This window comes from Kosakonia sp. YIM B13571 (genome assembly GCF_042788095.1).
Lineage (GTDB): Bacteria > Pseudomonadota > Gammaproteobacteria > Enterobacterales > Enterobacteriaceae > Kosakonia > Kosakonia quasisacchari.
In genome coordinates this window covers 603570-624930 of record NZ_JBHZPL010000001.1, presented here as the reverse complement: position 1 = coordinate 624930, position 21361 = coordinate 603570, and the positions used below count along the sequence as shown (strand labels likewise).

Annotated in this window: 21 protein-coding genes; 17 read left to right on the top strand and 4 right to left on the bottom strand. The window is 57.6% G+C overall.

Annotated features, from left to right (window positions below):
- Positions 1-76 precede the first annotated feature (76 nt).
- The 7 genes from entC to ACFX4O_RS02980 all read left to right on the top strand — a co-directional run bounded on the left by entC (position 77) and on the right by ACFX4O_RS02980 (position 7395).
- Positions 77-1252 carry an isochorismate synthase EntC gene (entC, locus tag ACFX4O_RS03010; RefSeq protein WP_380207165.1) on the top strand — a complete coding sequence of 392 codons (1176 nt, stop codon included), beginning with the start codon at positions 77-79 and terminating at the stop codon, positions 1250-1252.
- A gap of 9 nt (positions 1253-1261) precedes the next feature.
- The gene (entE, locus tag ACFX4O_RS03005; RefSeq protein WP_380207163.1) at positions 1262-2872 is read left to right on the top strand and encodes a (2,3-dihydroxybenzoyl)adenylate synthase EntE; all 1611 of its coding nucleotides are present in this window, start codon (positions 1262-1264) and stop codon (positions 2870-2872) included.
- Positions 2873-2882: 10 nt separating this feature from the next.
- Complete coding sequence (locus ACFX4O_RS03000; RefSeq protein WP_380207161.1) at positions 2883-3734, top strand: isochorismatase family protein; 852 nt, start codon at positions 2883-2885, stop codon at positions 3732-3734.
- On the top strand, positions 3734-4489 hold the full coding sequence (gene entA, locus ACFX4O_RS02995; RefSeq protein WP_380207159.1) for a 2,3-dihydro-2,3-dihydroxybenzoate dehydrogenase EntA: 756 nt from the start codon (positions 3734-3736) through the stop codon (positions 4487-4489). The genes ACFX4O_RS03000 and entA overlap by 1 nt, the downstream gene beginning before the upstream one ends.
- Positions 4490-4903, top strand: a complete 414-nt coding sequence (entH, locus tag ACFX4O_RS02990; RefSeq protein WP_131406199.1) for a proofreading thioesterase EntH — start codon at positions 4490-4492, stop codon at positions 4901-4903.
- A gap of 168 nt (positions 4904-5071) precedes the next feature.
- The gene (gene cstA, locus ACFX4O_RS02985) at positions 5072-7177 is read left to right on the top strand and encodes a pyruvate/proton symporter CstA (protein ID WP_380207157.1); all 2106 of its coding nucleotides are present in this window, start codon (positions 5072-5074) and stop codon (positions 7175-7177) included.
- A 20-nt stretch (positions 7178-7197) separates the two neighbouring features.
- The gene (locus ACFX4O_RS02980) at positions 7198-7395 is read left to right on the top strand and encodes a YbdD/YjiX family protein (protein WP_017455812.1); all 198 of its coding nucleotides are present in this window, start codon (positions 7198-7200) and stop codon (positions 7393-7395) included.
- Between the two features lie 53 nt (positions 7396-7448).
- On the opposite strand, the gene ACFX4O_RS02975 is transcribed toward ACFX4O_RS02980, so the two are convergent.
- Positions 7449-8192, bottom strand: coding sequence for an SDR family NAD(P)-dependent oxidoreductase (locus tag ACFX4O_RS02975; protein ID WP_380207154.1), 744 nt, complete (start codon positions 8190-8192; stop codon positions 7449-7451).
- 110 nt (positions 8193-8302) lie between these two features.
- Here ACFX4O_RS02975 and ACFX4O_RS02970 point away from each other — a divergent pair, with 110 nt between their 5' ends.
- Complete coding sequence (locus tag ACFX4O_RS02970) at positions 8303-8890, top strand: TetR/AcrR family transcriptional regulator (RefSeq protein ID WP_131406203.1); 588 nt, start codon at positions 8303-8305, stop codon at positions 8888-8890.
- Between the two features lie 55 nt (positions 8891-8945).
- On the top strand, positions 8946-9122 hold the full coding sequence (locus ACFX4O_RS02965; RefSeq protein WP_380207638.1) for a hypothetical protein: 177 nt from the start codon (positions 8946-8948) through the stop codon (positions 9120-9122).
- Between the two features lie 57 nt (positions 9123-9179).
- On the opposite strand, the gene ACFX4O_RS02960 is transcribed toward ACFX4O_RS02965, so the two are convergent.
- Positions 9180-10268 (bottom strand): oxidoreductase, encoded by a 1089-nt coding sequence (locus ACFX4O_RS02960; RefSeq protein WP_380207152.1) that lies wholly within the window; start codon positions 10266-10268, stop codon positions 9180-9182.
- A gap of 162 nt (positions 10269-10430) precedes the next feature.
- On the opposite strand from ACFX4O_RS02960, the gene ACFX4O_RS02955 reads away from it, so the two are divergent.
- The 4 genes from ACFX4O_RS02955 to ACFX4O_RS02940 are packed head-to-tail and all read left to right on the top strand — an operon-like array spanning position 10431 to position 15262.
- A complete protein-coding gene (locus tag ACFX4O_RS02955) occupies positions 10431-11933 on the top strand; it encodes a sugar ABC transporter ATP-binding protein (RefSeq protein ID WP_380207150.1) in 1503 nt (500 codons plus the stop codon).
- Positions 11930-12925, top strand: a complete 996-nt coding sequence (locus ACFX4O_RS02950) for an ABC transporter permease (RefSeq protein ID WP_131406207.1) — start codon at positions 11930-11932, stop codon at positions 12923-12925. The genes ACFX4O_RS02955 and ACFX4O_RS02950 overlap by 4 nt, the downstream gene beginning before the upstream one ends.
- A gap of 18 nt (positions 12926-12943) precedes the next feature.
- Positions 12944-14008: a sugar ABC transporter substrate-binding protein gene (locus ACFX4O_RS02945; RefSeq protein ID WP_131406208.1), complete on the top strand. Its 1065-nt coding sequence runs from the start codon at positions 12944-12946 to the stop codon at positions 14006-14008.
- Between the two features lie 9 nt (positions 14009-14017).
- Entirely contained in the window at positions 14018-15262 is a 1245-nt protein-coding gene (locus ACFX4O_RS02940) for an LVIVD repeat-containing protein (protein WP_380207147.1), read from the top strand.
- Positions 15263-15298: 36 nt separating this feature from the next.
- Here ACFX4O_RS02940 and mtnK read toward each other — a convergent pair whose 3' ends face one another.
- The gene (gene mtnK / locus ACFX4O_RS02935; protein WP_380207145.1) at positions 15299-16498 is read right to left on the bottom strand and encodes an S-methyl-5-thioribose kinase; all 1200 of its coding nucleotides are present in this window, start codon (positions 16496-16498) and stop codon (positions 15299-15301) included.
- 101 nt (positions 16499-16599) lie between these two features.
- Here mtnK and mtnA point away from each other — a divergent pair, with 101 nt between their 5' ends.
- Positions 16600-17622: an S-methyl-5-thioribose-1-phosphate isomerase gene (gene mtnA, locus ACFX4O_RS02930; protein ID WP_380207143.1), complete on the top strand. Its 1023-nt coding sequence runs from the start codon at positions 16600-16602 to the stop codon at positions 17620-17622.
- Between the two features lie 106 nt (positions 17623-17728).
- Here mtnA and ACFX4O_RS02925 read toward each other — a convergent pair whose 3' ends face one another.
- Positions 17729-18154 (bottom strand): hypothetical protein, encoded by a 426-nt coding sequence (locus ACFX4O_RS02925; protein ID WP_380207141.1) that lies wholly within the window; start codon positions 18152-18154, stop codon positions 17729-17731.
- Between the two features lie 216 nt (positions 18155-18370).
- Between ACFX4O_RS02925 and ACFX4O_RS02920 the strand changes: the two genes are divergently transcribed.
- From ACFX4O_RS02920 to ACFX4O_RS02910, 3 genes are read left to right on the top strand one after another with little or no spacing between them, the layout of a single operon-like run.
- Positions 18371-19489 carry an ABC transporter substrate-binding protein gene (locus ACFX4O_RS02920; RefSeq protein ID WP_380207139.1) on the top strand — a complete coding sequence of 373 codons (1119 nt, stop codon included), beginning with the start codon at positions 18371-18373 and terminating at the stop codon, positions 19487-19489.
- A 50-nt stretch (positions 19490-19539) separates the two neighbouring features.
- Positions 19540-20568, top strand: a complete 1029-nt coding sequence (locus tag ACFX4O_RS02915; protein ID WP_170312044.1) for an iron ABC transporter permease — start codon at positions 19540-19542, stop codon at positions 20566-20568.
- Complete coding sequence (locus tag ACFX4O_RS02910) at positions 20565-21353, top strand: ABC transporter ATP-binding protein (RefSeq protein WP_380207137.1); 789 nt, start codon at positions 20565-20567, stop codon at positions 21351-21353. The genes ACFX4O_RS02915 and ACFX4O_RS02910 overlap by 4 nt, the downstream gene beginning before the upstream one ends.
- Positions 21354-21361 lie beyond the last annotated feature (8 nt).

The window sequence follows — 21361 nt, the reverse complement described above, 5'->3', positions numbered from 1 at the left end:
TATAACTTTTTATCTTACCGACACAAAACACAAATGATAATCATTATTAGTTCATTTATCGTTGTTGGAGGATGATATGGATACGTCCCTGGCTGAGGAAACCCGGCAGTCTGCGAAGACACTGGCCGCGGATCAGTTTTTCTTTATGTCGCCGTACCGCAGTTTCACCACCTCCGGGTGTGTGGCGCGTTTCTGCGAACCTGCCGCTGGCGGCGATGCGCCCGATAGCGCTTTCCAGCAAAAGCTGGTGCAAGCCTTTGCCGATGCAAAAGCGCAGGGCATTGCCCGCCCGGTGATGGTGGGGGCGATCCCCTTCGATACCACGCAGCCGTCTGCGCTGTTTATCCCGCACACCTGGCAAACTTTCTCCCGTCCGGATAAACAGCGGTCCGCCTGCTATTTCAACAGCGGCGCGATGCCGAATGTCACGGCGCAGCAGGCTATCCCGCCGCAAGACACGTTTATGCAGATGGTGGCGAACGCTGCCGCCCGCACTGCTACGCCGGAAGTCGACAAAGTGGTGCTCTCACGGCTGATTGAGATCACTACCGACAGCCGCATCGACAGCGGGGTGTTGCTGGAGCGTCTGATTGCCCAGAACCCGGCCAGTTTTAATTTCCACGTTCCGCTACCGGATGGCGCTGTACTGCTGGGCGCAAGCCCGGAACTGCTGCTGCGCAAAGAGCAGGAGCGCTTCAGTTCGCTGCCGTTGGCCGGTTCCGCACGTCGCCAGCCGGACGATATTCTTGACCGCGAAGCCGGCAACAAGCTGCTGGCGTCGGAAAAAGACCGGCACGAACACGAACTGGTGACGCAGGCGATGAAAAACGTACTGCAACCGCGCAGCCAAACTCTGACACTGCCGGATTCGCCGCAACTGGTTACTACGCCCACCTTGTGGCACCTGGCCACGCCGATTGAAGGCACCGCATTAGCCGGTGAAAACGCGCTGACGCTGGCCTGTCTGCTGCACCCGACCCCTGCGTTGAGCGGCTTCCCACACCGGGTGGCGAAACAGGTGATTGCCGAGCTGGAGCCGTTCAACCGCGAGCTGTTTGGCGGCATCGTTGGCTGGTGCGACGCGGAAGGAAACGGCGAGTGGGTGGTCACTATTCGCTGCGCACGGCTTCACGATAACCACGTTCGTCTGTTTGCCGGTGCCGGGATTGTTCCGGCCTCTTCGCCGCTTTCGGAGTGGCGCGAAACCGGCGTCAAGCTAAGCACCATGCTGAACGCATTTGGTTTGCACTGAGGATCAAGCATGACCATTCCTTTTACCCGCTGGCCGCACGAGTTTGCAGGGCGTTACCGTGAAAAGGGCTACTGGCAGGATTTGCCGCTGACCGACATTCTCACCCGCCACGCGCGCAGTGACGCCACGGCGGTGATCGACGGTGAACGGCGCTACAGTTACCGCCAGCTCAACGACGCTGCTGATAACCTGGCCTCGGCGTTACAGGCGCAGGGCATCACGCGCGGAGAAACGGCGCTGGTGCAACTGGGCAACGTGAGCGAGTTCTATATCACCTTCTTTGCGTTGCTGAAAATTGGCGTTGCGCCGGTAAATGCGCTGTTCAGCCATCAGCGCAGTGAACTGAACGCTTATGCCTCTCAAATCGCACCCGCGCTACTGATTGCCGATCGTGCGCACGACCTGTTCGCGAATGACACGTTTCTCACCACGTTTTTCGCGGAGCACCCATCGGTGCGCGTGGCGCTGTTGCGCGGCGACAGCGGCGAGCTGGCACTGGAAAATGCCATTGCGCGCCCGGCGGATAATTTTATTGCCTCGCCAACGCCTGCCGACGAAGTGGCGTTTTTCCAGCTTTCCGGCGGCAGTACCGGCACGCCAAAGCTCATTCCGCGCACGCACAATGATTACTACTACAGCATTGTGCGCAGTAACGAGATCTGCGAATTTAGCGCGCAAACCCGGTATCTCTGCGCGCTGCCTGCGGCGCACAACTACCCATTGAGTTCACCCGGTGCGCTTGGCGTATTCCACGCTGAAGGCTGCGTGGTGCTGGCTGCCGATCCGAGTGCCACACTCTGCTTCCCGCTGATAGAAAAACACCTGATTAACGTCACCGCGCTGGTGCCACCGGCGGTGAGCCTGTGGTTACAGGCAATTGCCGAGTGGGGCAGCAATGCGCAACTCGCCTCGCTGCGACTTTTGCAGGTGGGCGGTGCGCGTTTATCGGCAACGCTTGCGGCGCGTATTCCAACCGAGATCGGCTGCCAGTTGCAGCAGGTGTTCGGCATGGCGGAAGGGCTGGTGAATTACACCCGGCTGGACGATCCCTTTGAACGCATTATCAACACGCAAGGCCGCCCGATGTGCCCGGATGATGAAGTGTGGGTGGCGGATGAAAACGGCAATCTGCTGCCGCCAGGCCACGTTGGCCGCCTGATGACGCGCGGTCCGTACACCTTTCGCGGCTACTTTAACAGCCCGGAACATAATGCCAGCGCCTTTGACGAAAACGGTTTTTACCGCTCCGGCGATCTGATTTCTATCGACGAGCAGGGCTATATCACCGTGCAGGGGCGCGAAAAAGATCAGATCAACCGCGGCGGCGAGAAGATTGCCGCCGAGGAGATCGAAAACCTGCTGCTGCGCCATGAGTCGGTGATCCACGCCGCGCTGGTCAGCATGGAAGACAGCCTGCTGGGCGAAAAAAGCTGCGCTTACCTGGTGGTGAAAGCGCCGCTGCGCGCGGTGGCAGTTCGCCGCTTCTTGCGCGAGCAGGGCGTCGCCGAGTTCAAACTGCCGGATCGCGTGGAGTGCGTGGACGCACTGCCGCTGACGCCGGTGGGTAAGGTTGATAAAAAACAGTTACGCCAGTGGTTAGCGCAACGCGCTACAGCGTAAAGGAGAGAAGATGGCGATTCCAACATTACAGGGCTACACGCTGCCAGGCGCGGCCGATATCCCGCAAAACAAAGTGAGCTGGCCGTTTGAGCCGGAACGTGCGGCGCTACTGATTCATGATATGCAGGATTACTTTGTCAACTTCTGGGGCGAAAACTGCCCGATGATGCAGCAAGTGGTGGCGAACATCGCCGCACTGCGCGATTTCTGCAAACAATACAACATCCCGGTTTACTACACTGCGCAGCCGAAAGAACAGAACGATGAAGACCGTGCGCTGCTCAATGACATGTGGGGGCCGGGCTTAACCCGCTCGCCGGAACAGCAACAAATTGTTGCCCAACTCGCACCGGATGACGCCGACACGGTGTTGGTGAAGTGGCGCTACAGCGCGTTTCACCGCTCGCCACTGGAGCAGATGCTCAAAGAGACCGGTCGTAATCAACTGCTGATCACCGGCGTCTATTCGCACATTGGTTGTATGACCACCGCCACTGATGCGTTTATGCGCGATATCAAACCGTTTATGGTCGCCGACGCGCTGGCGGATTTCAGCCGTGAAGAGCATTTGATGTCGCTGAAATATGTTGCCGGGCGTTCTGGTCGCGTGGTGATGACGCAAGAATTGCTGCCTGTGCCGGGCAGCAAAGCGGCATTACGCGCGCTTATCCTGCCGTTGCTGGATGAATCCGACGAGCCGCTGGATGACGAGAATCTCATCGACTACGGCCTCGATTCCGTGCGCATGATGGCGCTCGCCGCGCGCTGGCGCAAAGTACATGGCGATATCGACTTTGTGATGCTGGCGAAAAACCCGACCATTGATGGCTGGTGGGCGCTGCTTTCCCGCGAGGTGAAATAATGGCCAGCCTGGATTTTACCGGCAACATTGTCTGGGTGACCGGGGCCGGTAAAGGCATCGGTTATGCCACCGCCAAAGCCTTTGTCGAGGCGGGCGCACACGTGACTGGTTTCGATCTGGCCTTTGGCGGCACGGACTACCCCTTCTCTTGTGAAGTGCTGGACGTTGCCGACGCCGGGCAAGTGCAGGCGGTGTGCCAGCGCTTGCTGATGCAAAGCGAGCGGCTGGACGTGCTGGTGAACGCCGCCGGGGTTTTGCATATGGCTGCCACCGACGAACTGACAGCGCAAGCCTGGCAAAACACCTTCGCCATTAACGTTGGCGGCGCGTTTAACCTGTTTCAGCAGACGATGGCGCAATTTCGCCGTCAGCAAAGTGGGGCGATTGTGACCGTGGCGTCTGACGCGGCGCACACGCCGCGCATCGGCATGAGCGCATATGGCGCATCGAAAGCGGCGCTGAAAAGCCTGGCGCTCAGCGTAGGTCTTGAGCTGGCGGCAAGCCGTGTGCGCTGCAATATCGTCTCACCGGGATCGACCGACACCGACATGCAGCGTTTGCTGTGGCTGAGTGATGACGCCGAACAGCAGCGCATTCGCGGGTTCGGCGAGCAGTTCAAGCTCGGCATTCCGCTGGGGAAAATCGCCCGGCCGCAGGAAGTGGCGAACACCATTTTGTTCCTCGCTTCCGATCTGGCAAGCCATATCACTTTGCAGGATATCGTGGTGGATGGCGGCTCGACGCTGGGGGCGTAGATGATCTGGAAACGTCATTTAACGCTTGATGAACTGAACGCCACCAGTGAAAACACGCTGGTGGCGCATCTATCCATGGTTTATACCCGCATCGGCGATGATTTCCTTGAAGCGGAAATGCCGGTTGATGGCCGCACACATCAACCTTTTGGTCTGCTGCACGGCGGTGCGTCGGCGGCGCTGGCGGAAACGCTGGGATCAATGGCGGGTTACATGATGACCCGCGAGGGGCAATGCGTGGTGGGCACGGAATTAAACGCCACCCATCACCGCCCGGTTTCACAGGGTAAAGTGCGTGGCGTTTGCCAGCCGCTGCACCTTGGTCGGCAGAACCAAAGCTGGGAAGTGGTAGTGTTTGATGAACAGGGGCGACGCTGCTGTACCTGTCGTCTCAGCACGGCGGTGCTGGGGTAATTTCGCCCTCTCCGTGACAGGGGAGGGCGCATTCTTGCGATCCCGTTAACACAATCAGGTAAATGCCTGGTTGCCGAGCAAATTTTCCATGTTTCAAAGTTGTTAAAATCCGTGAGTTGATATAGATACAAAATGTAACATCTCTCTGGCTCTCAACGGATACCCGCTATGAACAACTCAGGGAAATACCTTATTTGGGGCGTGCTGTCGTTGGTTGGCGCATTTGCCCTCGGCTATATCGCGCTCAATCGTGGTGAACAGATCAACGCACTGTGGATAGTGGTTGCTGCGGTCTGTATCTACCTTATCGCTTACCGTTTTTACGGCCTCTATATCGCCAAAAATGTGCTGCAGGTTGATCCGACGCGCATGACTCCGGCGGTGCGCTACAACGATGGCCTCGACTACGTACCGACAGACAAAAAAGTGCTGTTCGGTCACCATTTTGCGGCGATTGCCGGGGCAGGCCCGCTGGTGGGGCCGGTGCTGGCGGCGCAGATGGGGTATTTGCCGGGCATGATCTGGATCCTCGCGGGCGTGGTACTGGCCGGTGCGGTGCAGGATTTCATGGTGTTGTTTATCTCCACCCGCCGCGACGGGCGTTCGCTCGGTGAAATGGTGAAAGCGGAGATGGGGCCGACCGTTGGCGTGATTGCGCTGGTGGCGACCTTTATGATCATGGTGATTATCCTCGCGGTGCTGGCGATGATTGTCGTCAAAGCGCTGACCCACAGCCCGTGGGGAACTTACACCGTCGCCTTTACCATTCCGCTGGCGATTTTTATGGGTATCTACATTCGTTATCTACGTCCTGGACGAATTGGCGAAGTGTCGGTGATTGGCCTGGTACTGCTGGTGTTCGCCATTATTTCTGGCGGCTGGGTGGCAGCAAACCCGGCGATTGCACCGTACTTTGATTTCACCGGCGTGCAGTTGACGTGGATGCTGGTGGGCTACGGTTTTGTCGCCTCGGTGCTGCCGGTATGGCTGCTGCTGGCGCCGCGTGATTATCTCTCTACTTTCCTGAAAATCGGCACCATTATCGGCCTGGCGATTGGCATTCTGATCATGCGCCCGACGCTGACCATGCCTGCGCTGACCAAGTTTGTCGATGGGACAGGCCCGGTGTGGACCGGTAACTTGTTCCCGTTCCTGTTTATTACTATCGCCTGTGGCGCGGTTTCCGGCTTCCATGCGCTGATCTCCTCCGGCACCACGCCGAAGATGCTCGCCAGTGAAGGGCAGGCTTGCTTTATCGGTTACGGCGGCATGCTGATGGAGTCATTTGTGGCGATCATGGCGCTGGTGTCCGCGTGCATTATCGATCCGGGCGTCTACTTCGCGATGAACAGCCCGATGGCGGTATTAGCGCCGGCGGGCACTACCGATGTGGTGGCGTCGGCGGCGCAGGTGGTGAGCAGCTGGGGCTTTAGTATCACCCCGGATGCGCTCAGGCAGATCGCCAGCGAAGTGGGCGAGCAGTCGATCATTTCACGCGCGGGCGGTGCGCCGACACTGGCAGTGGGCATGGCTTATATCCTGCACGGCGCGCTCGGTGGCCTGATGGATGTCTCGTTCTGGTATCACTTTGCCATTCTGTTTGAGGCGCTGTTTATTCTGACGGCGGTCGATGCCGGGACACGCGCGGCGCGCTTTATGTTGCAGGATTTACTCGGTGTCATTTCACCGAACCTCAAACGCACGGAATCGCTGCCTGCTAACCTGCTGGCAACCGGCTTGTGTGTGCTGGCGTGGGGCTACTTTCTGCACCAGGGCGTGGTCGATCCGCTCGGCGGCATTAACACCCTGTGGCCACTGTTTGGCATTGCCAACCAGATGCTGGCGGGTATGGCGCTGATGCTGTGTGCGGTGGTGCTGTTCAAGATGAAACGCCAGCGTTACGCGTGGGTGGCGCTGCTGCCGACCGCCTGGCTGCTGGTTTGTACGCTCACCGCAGGCTGGCAAAAAGCCTTTAGCCCGGATGCGAAAGTCGGCTTCCTGGCCATCGCCAATAAGTTCCAGGCGATGATCGACAGCGGCAATATTCCGGCGCAGTATACCCAGTCTCAACTGGCGCAACTGGTGTTTAACAACCGCCTCGATGCCGGTTTAACCATCTTCTTTATGGTCGTGGTGGTGGTACTGGCGTTCTACTCGCTGAAAACCGCGCTGGCGGCGCTGAAAGACGATCAACCGACGGCAAACGAGACGCCGTATCAGGAAATGCCGGGTGACGTTGAGCAGATTGTCGGCCAGGCAAAAGGTGTGCATTAATCGCGTAACGCGGAGGGTTTATGTTCGATACGCTTTCAAAAGCCGGGAAGTATTTAGGCCAGGCGGCGAAAATGATGATTGGCGTCCCGGATTACGACAACTATGTCGAGCATATGCGCGTGACGCACCCGGAGCAGACGCCGATGACCTATGAAGAGTTTTTCCGCGAGCGCCAGGATGCGCGCTACGGCGGGAAAGGCGGTGCACGCTGCTGTTAACACTCGTCTTGCTCAAAAAGCGGCGCACACGCGCCGCTTTTTTTACGCCAGCATCAGGCGTTGGTGCCACCATCAACAACAATATCCGCGCCGGTAATCTGTTTCGCCGCCGGGCTTGCGAGGAAAGCGACCGCTTCGGCAATATCCTGCGCTTCACCGTAATGCCCGAGCGCAATCATACGACGCTGCTCGTCCGCGCCTTCGCCATCCGCCGGGTTCATATCGCTGTCCGTTGAACCGGGTTTGACCATATTCACGGTAATGCCGCGTGGACCCAAATCTCGCGCCAGCCCGCGTGTTAACGAGTTCAGTGCGGATTTGGTCATTGAGTAAATGGCGATATCTTTAAACGGTACGCGATCGGAGAGGCAACTGCCGATATTGATAATGCGCCCGCCGTTGGGCAGATGCGCGATCGCTGCCTGCGTTGAATAGACCACGCCGCGAATATTCACGTCGATCATCGCATCGATATCCTCCTGCGACATCGCTTCTAACTGGCCGCCGCGCGCGATCCCGGCGTTGTTAACCAGAATATCCAGCCCGCCGAGTTGCTGCACGGTCTGTTCAACGGCGGCGCGGGCAGCTTGTGGCTCGGCGCTGTTGGCCTGGATCGCCACGGCGTTACGCCCCAGCGCGCGGATCGCGTCCACAACAGCTTGTGCTTTATCGGCGGATTTTTCCCAGGTGATGGCGACATCCGCCCCTTCCCGCGCCAGCGTTAAGGCGATGGCTTTTCCCAGACCCCGGCTCGCACCGGTGACCAGCGCGCGTTTTCCTGCAAGTGAATGTGACATGGTGGCTCCTGAATTATGTGTCGATTGATACATAATTAAAATAAACAGGCTTCCATACATTCGTCAATATTATTAATATACCGATCAGCACAAAATGCGAGGAGGCGAAAGTGAGCCGGGGAAGACCACGGGAATTTGACCGTACCGATGCGTTGAATAAAGCGATGAAACTCTTCTGGCAGAAGGGATACACCGCGACATCCATGAACGATCTGTATGAGGCGATGGGCATTAAATCGCCGAGCTTATACGCGGCGTTCGGCAGCAAAGAAGATCTCTACGATGAGGTGTTGCAGCATTACGAACAGTGCGTTGCGCCGTCAATCTGGGGTGATATGGCAAGCGAGCCATCACCGAAGAAAGCTATTGCGCAGTGGCTGGAGCGTTCGGCAGAAGTTTTAACCCGCTGTGATTTGCCGCACGGCTGCATGGTGACACTGTCAGCGGTGGCCAGCGAAGGCCATGAACGGCTGGGCGAACGGGTTCGCCAGTTGCGTAATGGCGGCGTTGCGCAGCTAAAAGCCCGTCTTAGCGAGGCGCAGCAACGCGGCGAGTTGCCTGAAACCACTGATATCGATGCACTGACCCGGTTGTATGTCAGCATTCAGCAGGGGATGTCGATTCAGGCACGCGACGGCGCAAGCCGGGAAACGCTGCTCGGCATCGCGCGTATGGCAATGGGATTGTGGCCTGCATAATCCCGAAACAGGGCTTTCGGAGATGGGTTTATCGATCTTCTGTGGTGTGCCAGACATGCAGAATAATGATACGGGTGTCGGTCAGCGCGTAAATCATCTCAACGCTACCACCATTATGATTGGCAAGAAGATTGCCGATAACATCCGTGGCCGCACACCGCTGCCGCGCAGCACTGCGAAGTATTTCGTGGCGGGCGAGCGCCCGGTTCGCGGCACACCGCTGCGGGCGTAAAAGAAAATGCCGCCGGTAAGGTTCAGCTTACCGGCGGCATTACGCCAGCAAGAACGATTAGCGCGACAGCGCTTCCACTTTTTCAAACGCCGCGCGCAGCGTATCGGCGGAGAGTTCCACCGGCAGGTAGTGGATCGACTCCACCGGGCGCAAAGTGTGAGCAATCACTTTGTCCAGCTCCGCGCGGTTGTTGATATCCACCTCCAGCTCCGCAAGCGTAGTGGGCAGGTTGAAGCGCTGATAGGCGTTAATCAACTGTGCCAGCACATCGTCCTGGCCGAGCAGGGCGCTTTGCACCAGAATGCCATACGCCACTTTGGTACCGTGCAGAAACTTCTCCGTTTGCGGTAACACCGTTAAACCGTTGTGTACCGCATGTGCGGCGGCGACGCGGGTGTAGCGCTCGCCCAGACCGCCAACCATCCCGCCCCCAGCGATAATCGCATCCACCACATCACGAAATACCTGCGTATCTTCGCCGCGCTGCTGGTCGGCTAGTGCTTGTTCACTGCTGTCCAGCAACACATTGCGGATTGCCAGCGCGCCGTTAATGCCCAGCCGCACCGTGAGCGGCAGCGTTTCCGGCTGCGGCGCTAATACCACCGCCTCATACCATTTCGCCAGCGTATCGCCGATTCCTGCCAGCAAGTATTCCGCAGGTGCATTGAGGATGATTTGCGGTTCCACCAGCACCAGAAAATTGGCGTCGTCGAAAATTTCAAAGTGCAGCGCCTGACCGGCATCGTTATACCAGACCGATAGCGGCGTCCACGCCGCGCAGGTGGCGGCGATGGTCGGAATGGCAACCACTGGCAAACCGAGACGGCGCGCCACCGCTTTAGCGGTATCCAGTAGCGCACCGCCGCCAACGCCAATCACCACTGCGCGGTCATCGCCCGCTTGCTGCGCCAGTTCATTGACGTCGTGTTCGCTACAGTGGCCTTTAAACAAAATGTGTTTCGCGCCGGGCGCGTTAAACCCTTGCGGCAGAAACGCTTTTGCCCCGGCAATGGCGCGCTCGCCATAGATCCATACCGCGCGCGCCAGTTGTTCTTCGCTGAAGAAATCGTGCAGCCGTGCGAGGCTACCGGCGTGGGAAAAGTAGTTGGCCGGGCCGGGTACGACGCGGATATCAGTGCTGCTCATAGGGTGTGTCCTTGTACGTGATCGCTAACCCGATGTTATGTCTGGACATCCGGATGGCTAATAATATTTAGCTTTATCTTATGCATTTTCTGTCGTTGCCAGTCAAGCGAGGCTGTGAAAAATTCGTTAAATCAACCTATTAATTGCAGGAACACCGTGGGTATGAGCAGCAACCACCTCGAAATGCGCGGCATTAGTCTGGCCTTTGGCGGCTTTAAGGCGCTGTCGCAGGTGGATTTCACCCTGCGCGGCGGTTCGGTGCATGCCTTAACCGGCGCGAACGGCGCGGGGAAATCGACGCTGATGGCGGTGCTGTGCGGCACATATGACCATTACGAAGGGGAAATCGCCATCAACAACCAGGCGGTGTCGATTCGCACCCCGCGCGATGCCAAACAGTTCGGTATTCATCTGGTGCAACAGGAAGTCGATGTGGCGCTGATCCCCGGCTTAAGCATCGCTGAGAACATCATGCTCGATAAACTGGCAGACGCCGGGCATCGCTTCCACTGGGGCAATATTCGAAAACAGGCGCGCGAGGCGCTGGCGCAACTGGACGTTGAGCTTGATGTGAAACGCTCAATTGATAGCTGCACGCTGGCAGAGAAGCAGCAGATCCTGCTGGCGCGTGCGCTCTCGCACCACTGCCGTTTTTTAATTCTTGATGAACCCACCGCGCCGCTCGACCAGCATGAAAGTGAGCGCTTGTTCACCGTGGTCAAACGCCTGCAACAGCAAGGTATCGGTGTGGTGTTTATCTCGCATCGCATCCACGAACTGAAAGCGATTTGCGACACTTTAACGGTGCTGCGCGACGGCAAATTGATTGAATCCGGCCCGATGCGTGAGCTGAGCGGCGAAGAGATCGTCGAGAAGATGCTCGGGCACGAACTGAGTGACATCTACCCGCCTGCGCGCCCGCCGTACAGCGAAGAAGTGCTGTTAAGCATTGACGGCTTGCATGACGAAGGGTTGTTGAAAGATATCTCGTTGCGCCTGCGCAAAGGGGAGATCCTTGGCATTGCCGGGCTGGCGGGTGCCGGAAAAACCGAGCTGTGCAAGGCGTTGTTCGGCGCGAACAAAAGCCGTATCACCCGCGGCGAGTTGAATAACCAGCCGTGGCGGCCGCGCGATCCGGCAGATTCGGTGATGCGCGGGCTGGCGCTGGTGCCGGAAGAGCGGCGCAAAGAGGGCATTTTTATTGAAGAGCCGGTGAGCATGAATTTGTCCATCAGCGCGGATAACAGCTTCTCGCGCTGGGGATTTTTTGGTCACCGCCAGGCCTGGCGCTGGGCGCAGGAAGTGATTGCCCGCGTCGGCGTGCGTACCAGCGGGCCGGGGCAGACGCTGCGCCGTCTTTCCGGCGGCAATCAGCAGAAAGTGGCGATTGGCAAATGGCTGCGCGGTAACGCTAATGTGGTGATTTTTGATGAGCCGACCAAAGGCGTGGATGTGAAAGCGAAAACCGACCTGTTCCAACTGATTGACGGGCTGGCACGCGAAGGCAAAGGCGTGATTTACGCGTCGGGCGAATTCGCCGAACTGGTGGGTTTGTGTGATCGGATTTGTGTGCTGTGGGATGGGCGCATTGTGGCAGAAGTGCAGGGCGAGGATGCCCGCGAAGAGACGCTTCTTTATTATTCCACCGGAGGAACGGCGCCGTGAGTAAGGCCCTTTCAGTCAATGCGGCGGTAACGCCCCGCCAGCAGTTTTTTGATTTTCTCTATAAATGGGGCATGTTGCTTACCGTGGTCGCGCTTGTTGCCATTTTCGGCGTGGCGTCGGACAACTTCCTCGATCCATTCAACATCATCAACATTTTGCGCTCGATCGCTATCGTCACGGTGATTGCGGTAGGCGTCTCTATTTCGTTGACCATCGGCGGGTTTGATCTGTCGGTCGGCTCGACCGCTTCACTGGCTAATGCGCTGGTGATTTCGCTGTTTGTCTGGCACGGCGTTGGCACCACCGAAGCGATCGTTATCACGCTGGCACTGTGTACGCTGGTGGGGTTGTTCAACGCCTTTTTGATTGTGGTGCTGCGCATCCCGGACATGCTGGCAACGCTCGGCAGCCTGTTTGTGATTCAGGGCGTGGCAATGACCTACAGCTATGGCGGCTCGATTACCGAAAATATGGTGTTGCCGAGCGGGGATATGGCGGAAGGCACCATTCCGGCGGCGTTTGGCCTGCTCGGCCAGGTGCCAACCATTGTGGTCATTATGCTGGTGGTGACGGTCGTCGCGCAGTTGGGCTTGTCGCTGACCACCCACGGTCGCCGCATGTATGCCATTGGCGGCAACCCGGAAGCCGCGCGTCTTTCCGGCATTCGCACCACGCGCTACAAAGTGGCGGCGTATGTCATTGCTTCGCTGCTGGCTGGGCTTGGCGGCATTCTGCTGGCGTCACGCATTGGCTCTTCGCAGGTCAACGCCGGTGGCGGTTATTTGATGGATGCGGTAGCGGCGGCGTGGATCGGTTTTTCGCTTGCCGGTTCCGGCAAACCGAATGCGCTCGGCACGCTGGTAGGGGCGGTTATTCTCGGCGTGCTGCAAAACGGGCTGGTGATGCTGTCGGTGCCCTATTACGCGATGGACATTATTAAGGGGCTGGTGCTGGCCGGTGCTCTTGCGTTGACTTACTTCCAGCGTCGTTAATTATCCAGGGGAAAACAGATGAAAAAAATTGCACTCTCACTGCTGGCGCTGGGCTTACTGAGCGCCCTGCCAGGCCATGCCGCAACACCTGCGCCGGTGCCGGACGCCATTGCTAACCACAACGGCCCGGTACGCATTGCGCTTATCCGCAACCTCGGTTCGGACGACAACACTACGCAGTTTGTCTCCGGCGCGTTGCAGGAAGGTAAAAAACTTGGCTTTAAAATCAGCACCTTTTTAAGCAACGGCGATGACGCCAAATTCCAGGACTTCGTTAACCAGGCGATCAGCCAGAAATATGACGGCATTATTCTGTCGCAGGGGCGCGATCCGTACTCCACCGATCTGATTAAAAAAGCCGTTGCTGCGGGCATCAAAGTGGCGGTGTTTGATACCGCCGTCAACGGTGAAATTCCGGGGGTGACGGTCACGCAGCAGGATGACGCCTCGCTGACCAAACTCTCCTTTGGCGAGCTGGTGAAAGATTTCAACGGCAAAGCCAACATTATCAAATTGTGGGTCGCCGGTTTCCCGCCAATGGAGCGCCGCCAGGCCGCCTACGCCGAGCTGCTGAAAGCCAACCCTGGCATTAAAGAGCTGGAGTCGATTGGCGCAGTCTCTTCCGATGTGCAGGGCGACACGGCTAACAAAGTGGGCGCGGTGCTGGCGAAATACCCGAAAGGGCAGATTGATGCGATTTGGGGCACCTGGGATGCATTCAGCCAGGGTGCCTATAAAGCGCTGAAAGAGAACGGTCGCACCGAAATCAAACTCTACAGCATCGATGTTTCTAACCAGGATCTGCAACTGATGCGCGAGTCGGGCAGCCCGTGGAAAGTGAGCGTGGCGGTGGATCCGAAGCTGATTGGCGCGACCAACGTGCGCCTGATCGCCAACAAAATTGCCGGTGAACAGACGCCAGCGACGTACGACTTTAAAGCCGCTGCTATTCCGCAAGCGCTGCTGGCAAGCCAGCCGGGGGCGGTGAATGTGGCGTCGCTGGGGAAAATTATTCCGGGCTGGGGTCAGACGGAAGATTTTATCGCGCCGTGGTTCGCCACGCTGGAAGCGAAAAACAAGTAAGGAACGGACATGGCGAGTGAGTTACCGCGTCCCGAATACAGCCGCAATATGCGGCTGATTGGCCACAGCGATCAGGGCGGTCGCCCGGACGGTGTGCAATTGATGGTGCATCGCGGCTTTGCCTATATCGGGCATATGGTGTCGCAGGGTTTTTCGATTGTGGATGTGCGCGACCCGAAAAACCCGAAACCCGCCGGTTATGTACCGGCACCGCCGGGCACCTGGAATGTGCATCTGCAAGCCCACGACGACTTGTTGCTGGTGATCAACGCCCGCGATCTGTTCGCCGATGCGCGCTTTGCCGATGAAAAGGTCTATTACACCCGTTCGGTTGGCGAGACAGTTAGCGATGTGCAGGACAAAGGCTGGAGCGCCGGGCTGCGCATTTTTGATATCTCCACGCCGGACAAACCGCGTGAAATCAGCTTCCTGTCGCTTAACGGTATCGGCATTCACCGTATCTGGTATGTGGGCGGGCGCTGGGCGTATGTGTCGGCGCTGATCGACGGTTTTACCGACTACATTTTCCTGACTATCGATCTGGCCGATCCGCGTAAACCGCAGGTTGCCGGGCGCTGGTGGCTACCAGGGATGAACCAGGACGCAGGGGAAACGCCAACGTGGCCGGAAGGTAAACGTTATGCGTTACACCACGCGATTATCGCCGGGGATACGGCTTACGGTAGCTGGCGCGATGGCGGTTTAACGCTGCTGGATGTGAAAGACAGAACGCAACCGAAGCTGATCAGCCACCGCAACTGGAGCCCGCCGTTTGGCGGCGGTACGCACACCGCGCTACCGCTACCGGACCGGGATTTGCTGGTGGTGCTGGATGAAGCGGTGCTCGACAATCAGGAAGATGGCGAGAAGCTGATCTGGCTGTTTGATATTCGTGACCCGTCAAACCCGGTAAGCATTTCCACGTTCCCGCAGCCGGACGAAACCGATTATGTGGCGAAAGGGGCGCATTTCGGGCCGCACAACCTGCACGAAAACCGCCCCGGCAGCTTTATCAGCTCGACGCTGATTTTTGCCACTTACCAGAACGCGGGTGTGCGGGCTTACGATATCTCCAACCCGTATCGTCCGGTGGAAACTGGCGCGCTGGTGCCTGCCGCGCCAGCGAAGATGATGGATACGCGGCCTGCACGCCCGCGCGTTATCCAGTCTTGCGATGTGTTTGTGGATGCGAACGGCATTATCTACAGCACCGATTACAACGGCGGGCTGTCGGTGATTGAGTATCTGGGGTAGCAATTTCCTCTCCCCCGTAAGGGGGAGAGAAGCGTATTAGCTATACTGGCGCACCCGCGCGATCAGCTCTTCCACGCTATCAATCCGCTCGGCGATGACAATCAGCGCTTTGCCGAGCGTAATGGCATGACGCAGGCAGGCATGACGCATCTCTTCGTCTTTAATGGTGTCGATATCGGCGACGTGCGAAAGTCCGACGCTGCGGCGAATGAGCTCAGTGCCGCAGAAACCGATCGCATCGGTCCATACTTTTTTCAGGAAAGCACAGGCGTAGCCCGGTTGTGCTAGCGCTGCGTCGCGGGTTTTCTCACTCGCCAGCGCCTGAAAGCGCTCGGCGAAGGTGGTCCACACGGTTTGAATATCGGCCAGACGCTGTTCACGCGCGCTAGCCGCATCGCGAATGCCCAGATGCCCAGGCAAACCGCAGTAGTTCAGCAGCAGGTTGCCGATGGCGGTGCCGATATCAAAACCGATCGGGCCAAAGTAACCAAACTCGGCGTCAATCGCTTTCAGGCGACCGTCGGCGACAAAAATCGAGCCGCTGTGAATATCGCCGTGCAACAGCGCTTCGGCGTGGGAGAAGAAGCGGTGTTTAAGCGCTGCGACCGCCAGTTTTAACTGCGCGTCATCACGCAGGGCGGCGACCTCCGTTTCCAGCGCGGCCGGGTAGTTATTGCGCTCATGAACCTGGTAGGGATCGTTGAAGAACAGATCTTCAGTGATTTCGCACATTTCCGGGTTGATGAACCGCGCGACCTGCGCTTTTTTGGCATGCGGATGCAGATAAAAATCGCTGGTGTGAAACAGTACCTGCGCCAGGTATTCACCCAGTTGCGCAGCGGCTTGCGGATAATAGACGTTGTTTATCAATTCGCCGCGCCAGATTTTATGATCGGAGAGATCTTCCATCACCATCACCGCCAGCGCCGGGTCGAAGTGGAGGATTTTCACCGTGTGCTGCGGGCTGTGCTGGTAGTGTTCAACCAGCGTTTGTGCTTCCAGCCGGGCGCGATCTAACGTTAACGGCCAGGATTCACCGACGCAGCGCACATAGGGCAGCGCCTGTTTGACGATAATGCGGCTCACACCCTGGGTGTCGAAAATTTTGAACACCAGATTGAGGTTACCGTCGCCCACCTCTTGCGCGTCCACCAGTTCGGACGGGTTGTCCAGGCCGCCAAATTGTTGTGCATACGCCACGGCATCGTGGGCGGAGAAGGTACGGTATTGCGACATTGCCTCGATCCTCTTTTTCTAATAAAGCCATTTAGACGTCTATACATCCGGAATTCATCCTGACACAATACGCTACAACAACGCAACAGGGATTTAACGCTATGCAGCCATTACAGACCACCAGTCTGCGCGTCGTCGACAATCACTTATTTATTCTCGACCAACAGGCCTTACCGCAGCAGAAACAGTGGCTACCAGCCAGTACGGTAGAAGAACTTGTCGGCCATATTCATGCACTGCGCGTGCGCGGAGCGCCCCTGATTGGCCTTTCTGCGAGCTTATTGCTGGCGCTGCTGGCAGAGCAGGGCGCAAACCGCGACCAACTGGCGCAGGCGCTGGAAACGCTGCGCGCGGCGCGACCCACAGCAGTAAACCTGATGAATAACCTTGATCGCATGAAACGGGCGCTCACACAGGAGCACTTTGTGGCGGCATTAACCGCCGAAGCACTGCGGCTTATTGATGAAGACAAACAGCTATGTGACAACATTGCAGTGGCCGGTAGCGCGCTGGTGACGCCGGGCAGCCGCTTGCTGACCCACTGCAACACCGGTGGGCTGGCGACAGCGGGCGTTGGCACCGCACTGGGTGTTATTGCGCTCGCCCATCAGCAGGGCAACGTGGCGAATGTGTGGGTGGATGAAACCCGTCCACTGTTGCAGGGCGGGCGGTTGACCGCCTGGGAACTGGGCGAGTTGGGTGTGCCGTATCAGTTAATTACTGATTCGATGGCTGCCAGCCTGATGGCGAAAGGGCTGGTGGATGCGGTGTGGGTGGGTGCAGATCGCATTGCTGCCAATGGCGATGTGGCGAACAAAATCGGCACCTATTCGCTGGCGGTGCTGGCGAAATTTCACCACGTGCCGTTTTACGTGGCCGCGCCGCAAACGACGCTCGACCCGCACTGCCCGAACGGTGATGCCATTCCTATTGAGCAGCGCGCTGCTGCGGAAGTCACCGGCGTGGCTGGGAGTTTTGGCGCAGTTAATTGGGCGCCGGAAAACGCGGCGGTTTACAACCCGGCGTTTGATGTCACGCCAGCGGCGCTTATTAGTGGCTGGGTGCTGGACAGCGGCGTGGTAACACCCTCTGATGTGGCGAACGGGATTTTCCAGCTCCACTAATTGCCAATCGACAGGCCGGATAAGCGTTATCCGGCGTCACCACCGCTGTCTGCTTGCCGGATGGCGGCGTGCCCTAAGGGAGGCGACAGAATTGGGCTGGCAGAATTTATGTTGCCGGGTGCAGCAAAATAACGTCCTTATCAATGGTGCTGGCCTGGCTTTGTGGCGTAGTGGCGTTTTTGTCATAGCGCGGCGGGGTGATAACCGGGTAGACGAAACTGCCCTGCTCGCTGCACTGCTCAGGCGCTTTCGCCCCGGCATAAAACAGATAGTACTGACCGGAATCCGGGAAAAAGGCTAAGTTGTCGCCGTTGCCAAACGTGGTACTCCAGAACGGCACGCCTGCCTGGGTTTTGCTGCGCTCTTTACCTGACGCGACCTGGAAATGGTCGCTCCACTTCATGGTTATCAGGTTGTAGTTAAAAAAGGAGACCGTCAGGTTGCCGCGTGTCGGGCAGTGAAGTTTGACAGCATCGTCGGCCCGCACGCTGGAGATAAAGGTTATCAGCAATAAAAGCAGGGAGTATTTCATCGGCGGTTTCCGCAGGTTTTGAGCAAAGCACGAAGGTAATCCATCGCGCCGGTGAAAATCCGTAAGAAACGATGTCAGCAAAAGAGAAAACGAATCAGGATGTTAACGCGGGGTTGCGGTCAGCATATTTTTTGATGTTGTATATGTTTCGTTTAATTTGACATGATAATAATTATCAAAATCATTAATATCTGACTATCAGCAGGGTTGTTTTTTATGCAAGGGAAATCACTCTTTACGCTCGCGCTCTCCGCTTTTCTCGCTGTTCCCATGCTGGCGCATGCCACGCAATATCCGCTCACCGTTACCGATTTTGATGGCCGCAACGTGACCATTGAACACGAACCGCAACGCATTATTTTGCAGGACGGGCGCGACATCATGACGATGGCGCTGCTGGATCGCGACAATCCGTTTAAACGGCTGGTGGCATGGAACAACCTGGCGAAAAAACAGGACATCGCCACCTGGGAAATGTTGAAAACCCAGTGGCCGGAAGCGACCCGCATCATGGACATGGGTTTTAGCGATAAAGGCAATGTTGATCTGGAAAGTGTGCTGGCAAAACAGCCGGATCTGATGATTGCGCAACTGCGCGCGAAACCGGCGCTAACCGATAGCGGCGTGCTGGCTAAACTGACCGCGCTGCACATTCCGGTGGTGTTTGTTGATTATGAAGTGAACCCGGCGAAAGACACTGCGCCGAGCATCGATCTGCTGGGCAAAGTGATTAACCGCGAAAGCAACGCGGCGGCGTACACCGCCTATTATCGTCAGCAACTGGCGGCGATTGAGCAGAAAACGGCGGCCATCAACCCGAAACCGAAAGTGTTTGTCGAAGCGCTAGCTGGTAACGCGGATAGCTGCTGTTTTACTCACGGCCACAGCGGTTGGGGCGGGCTGGTTGAAGCGGTCGGCGCGAAGAACCTCGGTTCGGAATTGTTGCCGGGCGCAACCGGGTTTATCTCGCTGGAGAAAATCATCAGCGTCAACCCGGATGTCTATATTATGACCGGTTCCAAACGGGGCAACAGCCAGGTGTTACCGCTCGGTTTGAATGTGTCGCAGATTGAGGTGAACAACCAGGCGCAGATTCTGCTGCAACGCACCGGCGTCGGTCAGATCCCGGCAGTCAGCGCCAAACGTGTTTATGGTGTTTACCATCACTTCTATAACCATCCGTACAATATTGTCGGCATGGAATATCTGGCGAAAGATATCTATCCGCAGGCGTTTGCGGATTTGAACCCGGATGCGACCTACCATCACATCATCAAAAACTTCACCAAACTGCCGGATAACAACTTCGTCTATAGCTGGCAGCAGGGCAAATGAGTACCACGCTGGAAACAAGCGAGCAGAGGCAGGACACGGCTGCGGACAGCCTGATGCTCAACTACCGTGTGATCCTTCGCCGCCGCGTCAGTTTGCTGGCGCTGCTGGTGGTGTTTATCGCTGCGGCGATGCTGCTGGATTTCACCCTTGGTCCATCCGGTTTGCCGCTGGATATGCTGTGGCAAACGCTGGTTGACCCGTCGAGCGCCGATGCCGGAACGCGGGTAATCGTCTGGGATATCCGCATGCCGTACGCGCTGATGGCGATCATTGTTGGGCTGACGCTGGGGCTGGCGGGCGCGGAGATGCAAACCATCCTTAACAACCCGCTGGCGAGCCCGTTTACGCTGGGCGTGTCGTCGGCGGCGGCGTTTGGCGCGGCATTAGCGATTGTGCTTGGCATCGGCATTCCCGGCGTTCCGGCGCAGTGGTTTATCTCGGCGAATGCGTTTCTCTTTGCGCTGCTGGCGGCGCTATTGCTGGACGGCATCACCCGCTGGACGCAGGTGGCGACCTCCGGCGTGGTGCTGTTTGGTATTGCGCTGGTGTTTACCTTCAACGCGCTGGTGTCGATGCTGCAATTTATCGCCAACGAAGACACGCTGCAGGGGCTGGTGTTCTGGACCATGGGCAGCATTGCTCGTGCTTCGTGGGAGAAACTTGGCATTTTGCTGCTGGCGCTGGCGGTGATCATGCCGCTGTCGATGCTCAGCTCGTGGAAGCTGACGTCGCTGCGCCTCGGCGAAGACCGGGCGATAAGTTTTGGCATTAACGTGCGTCGCCTGCGGCTGGCGACGCTGCTGCGCATCAGTATTTTGTCGGCGCTGTCGGTGGCGTTTGTCGGCCCGATCGGTTTTATCGGCTTGGTCGCTCCGCATATTGCCCGCATGGTGTTTGGCGAGGATCACCGTTTTTATCTGCCCGGTAGCGCGTTGATTGGCGCGCTGGTGTTGTCGCTGGCCTCTATTGTTTCCAAGAACCTGATCGATGGCGTGATTATTCCGGTCGGCATTGTCACTTCGCTGGTTGGCGTACCGTTCTTTATCACCATCATTGTGCGCCATCGGGGGAGTGTATGAGCCAGAGCGGCCTGAGCCTGCGCGGGTTTGGCGCGGGGTATCACAAGCGGCAGATTATTCGCGATCTCAATATCGCTAATTTGCCGCGCGGCAAAGTGACAATTCTGCTTGGGCCAAACGGCAGCGGTAAATCAACGCTGCTGCGGGCGATGGCCGGGCTGAACAAAGCCGACGGCGAGTTGCTGCTGGATGACGAAGACCTGCTCAGCCAGCCGTTTGCCCGGCGCGCGGAGCAAGTGGTTTACCTGCCGCAATCGCTGCCGGCGGGTGTTCACCTGCATGTGCTGGAGTCGATTATCGTGGCGCAGCGTGCCTCCGGCGGTTTACACAGTGCGGCAAAGCAGGTCGAAGTGATGTCGCTTTTGCGTCAGCTCGGTATTGAACATCTGGCGCTGCATTACCTCGACCAGCTCTCCGGCGGGCAGAAACAGTTAGTTGGGCTGGCGCAATCACTGATCCGCCAGCCGTCGTTGCTGCTGCTTGATGAGCCGCTCAGCGCGCTGGATCTTAACTACCAATTTCACGTGATGGATCTGGTGAAGCGGGAAACGCGCAGCCGCAATATCGTCACCGTGGTGGTGGTACACGATATCAATATCGCGCTGCGCCACGGCGACCATGTGTTGATCCTGAAACAAGGCGAGCTGGTGGCAAACGGTGTGCCGGGCGCGGTGATCACGCCAGAAAGTCTGGCGCAGGTGTACGGTGTGCGCGGGCGCGTGGAATCCTGCTCGCAAGGAATGAAGCAGGTGATCATTGACGGTTTAACCCATCAGACAAGCTAGCCTAAACG

Excerpts from the sequence above, each read along its gene's own strand:
- cstA (WP_380207157.1), top strand. The coding sequence starts at position 5,072 with ATGAACAACTCAGGGAAATACCTTATTTGGGGCGTGCTGTCGTTGGTT.
- ACFX4O_RS02945 (WP_131406208.1), top strand. The coding sequence starts at position 12,944 with ATGAAAAAAATTGCACTCTCACTGCTGGCGCTGGGCTTACTGAGCGCC.
- entA (WP_380207159.1), top strand. The coding sequence starts at position 3,734 with ATGGCCAGCCTGGATTTTACCGGCAACATTGTCTGGGTGACCGGGGCC.
- ACFX4O_RS02975 (WP_380207154.1), bottom strand. The coding sequence starts at position 8,192 with ATGTCACATTCACTTGCAGGAAAACGCGCGCTGGTCACCGGTGCGAGC.
- ACFX4O_RS02925 (WP_380207141.1), bottom strand. The coding sequence starts at position 18,154 with ATGAAATACTCCCTGCTTTTATTGCTGATAACCTTTATCTCCAGCGTG.
- entE (WP_380207163.1), top strand. The coding sequence starts at position 1,262 with ATGACCATTCCTTTTACCCGCTGGCCGCACGAGTTTGCAGGGCGTTAC.
- ACFX4O_RS02960 (WP_380207152.1), bottom strand. The coding sequence starts at position 10,268 with ATGAGCAGCACTGATATCCGCGTCGTACCCGGCCCGGCCAACTACTTT.
- ACFX4O_RS02920 (WP_380207139.1), top strand. The coding sequence starts at position 18,371 with ATGCAAGGGAAATCACTCTTTACGCTCGCGCTCTCCGCTTTTCTCGCT.
- ACFX4O_RS02980 (WP_017455812.1), top strand. The coding sequence starts at position 7,198 with ATGTTCGATACGCTTTCAAAAGCCGGGAAGTATTTAGGCCAGGCGGCG.
- ACFX4O_RS02940 (WP_380207147.1), top strand. The coding sequence starts at position 14,018 with ATGGCGAGTGAGTTACCGCGTCCCGAATACAGCCGCAATATGCGGCTG.
- ACFX4O_RS02965 (WP_380207638.1), top strand. The coding sequence starts at position 8,946 with ATGCAGAATAATGATACGGGTGTCGGTCAGCGCGTAAATCATCTCAAC.
- mtnA (WP_380207143.1), top strand. The coding sequence starts at position 16,600 with ATGCAGCCATTACAGACCACCAGTCTGCGCGTCGTCGACAATCACTTA.
- mtnK (WP_380207145.1), bottom strand. The coding sequence starts at position 16,498 with ATGTCGCAATACCGTACCTTCTCCGCCCACGATGCCGTGGCGTATGCA.
- entC (WP_380207165.1), top strand. The coding sequence starts at position 77 with ATGGATACGTCCCTGGCTGAGGAAACCCGGCAGTCTGCGAAGACACTG.
- ACFX4O_RS03000 (WP_380207161.1), top strand. The coding sequence starts at position 2,883 with ATGGCGATTCCAACATTACAGGGCTACACGCTGCCAGGCGCGGCCGAT.
- ACFX4O_RS02955 (WP_380207150.1), top strand. The coding sequence starts at position 10,431 with ATGAGCAGCAACCACCTCGAAATGCGCGGCATTAGTCTGGCCTTTGGC.
- entH (WP_131406199.1), top strand. The coding sequence starts at position 4,490 with ATGATCTGGAAACGTCATTTAACGCTTGATGAACTGAACGCCACCAGT.
- ACFX4O_RS02910 (WP_380207137.1), top strand. The coding sequence starts at position 20,565 with ATGAGCCAGAGCGGCCTGAGCCTGCGCGGGTTTGGCGCGGGGTATCAC.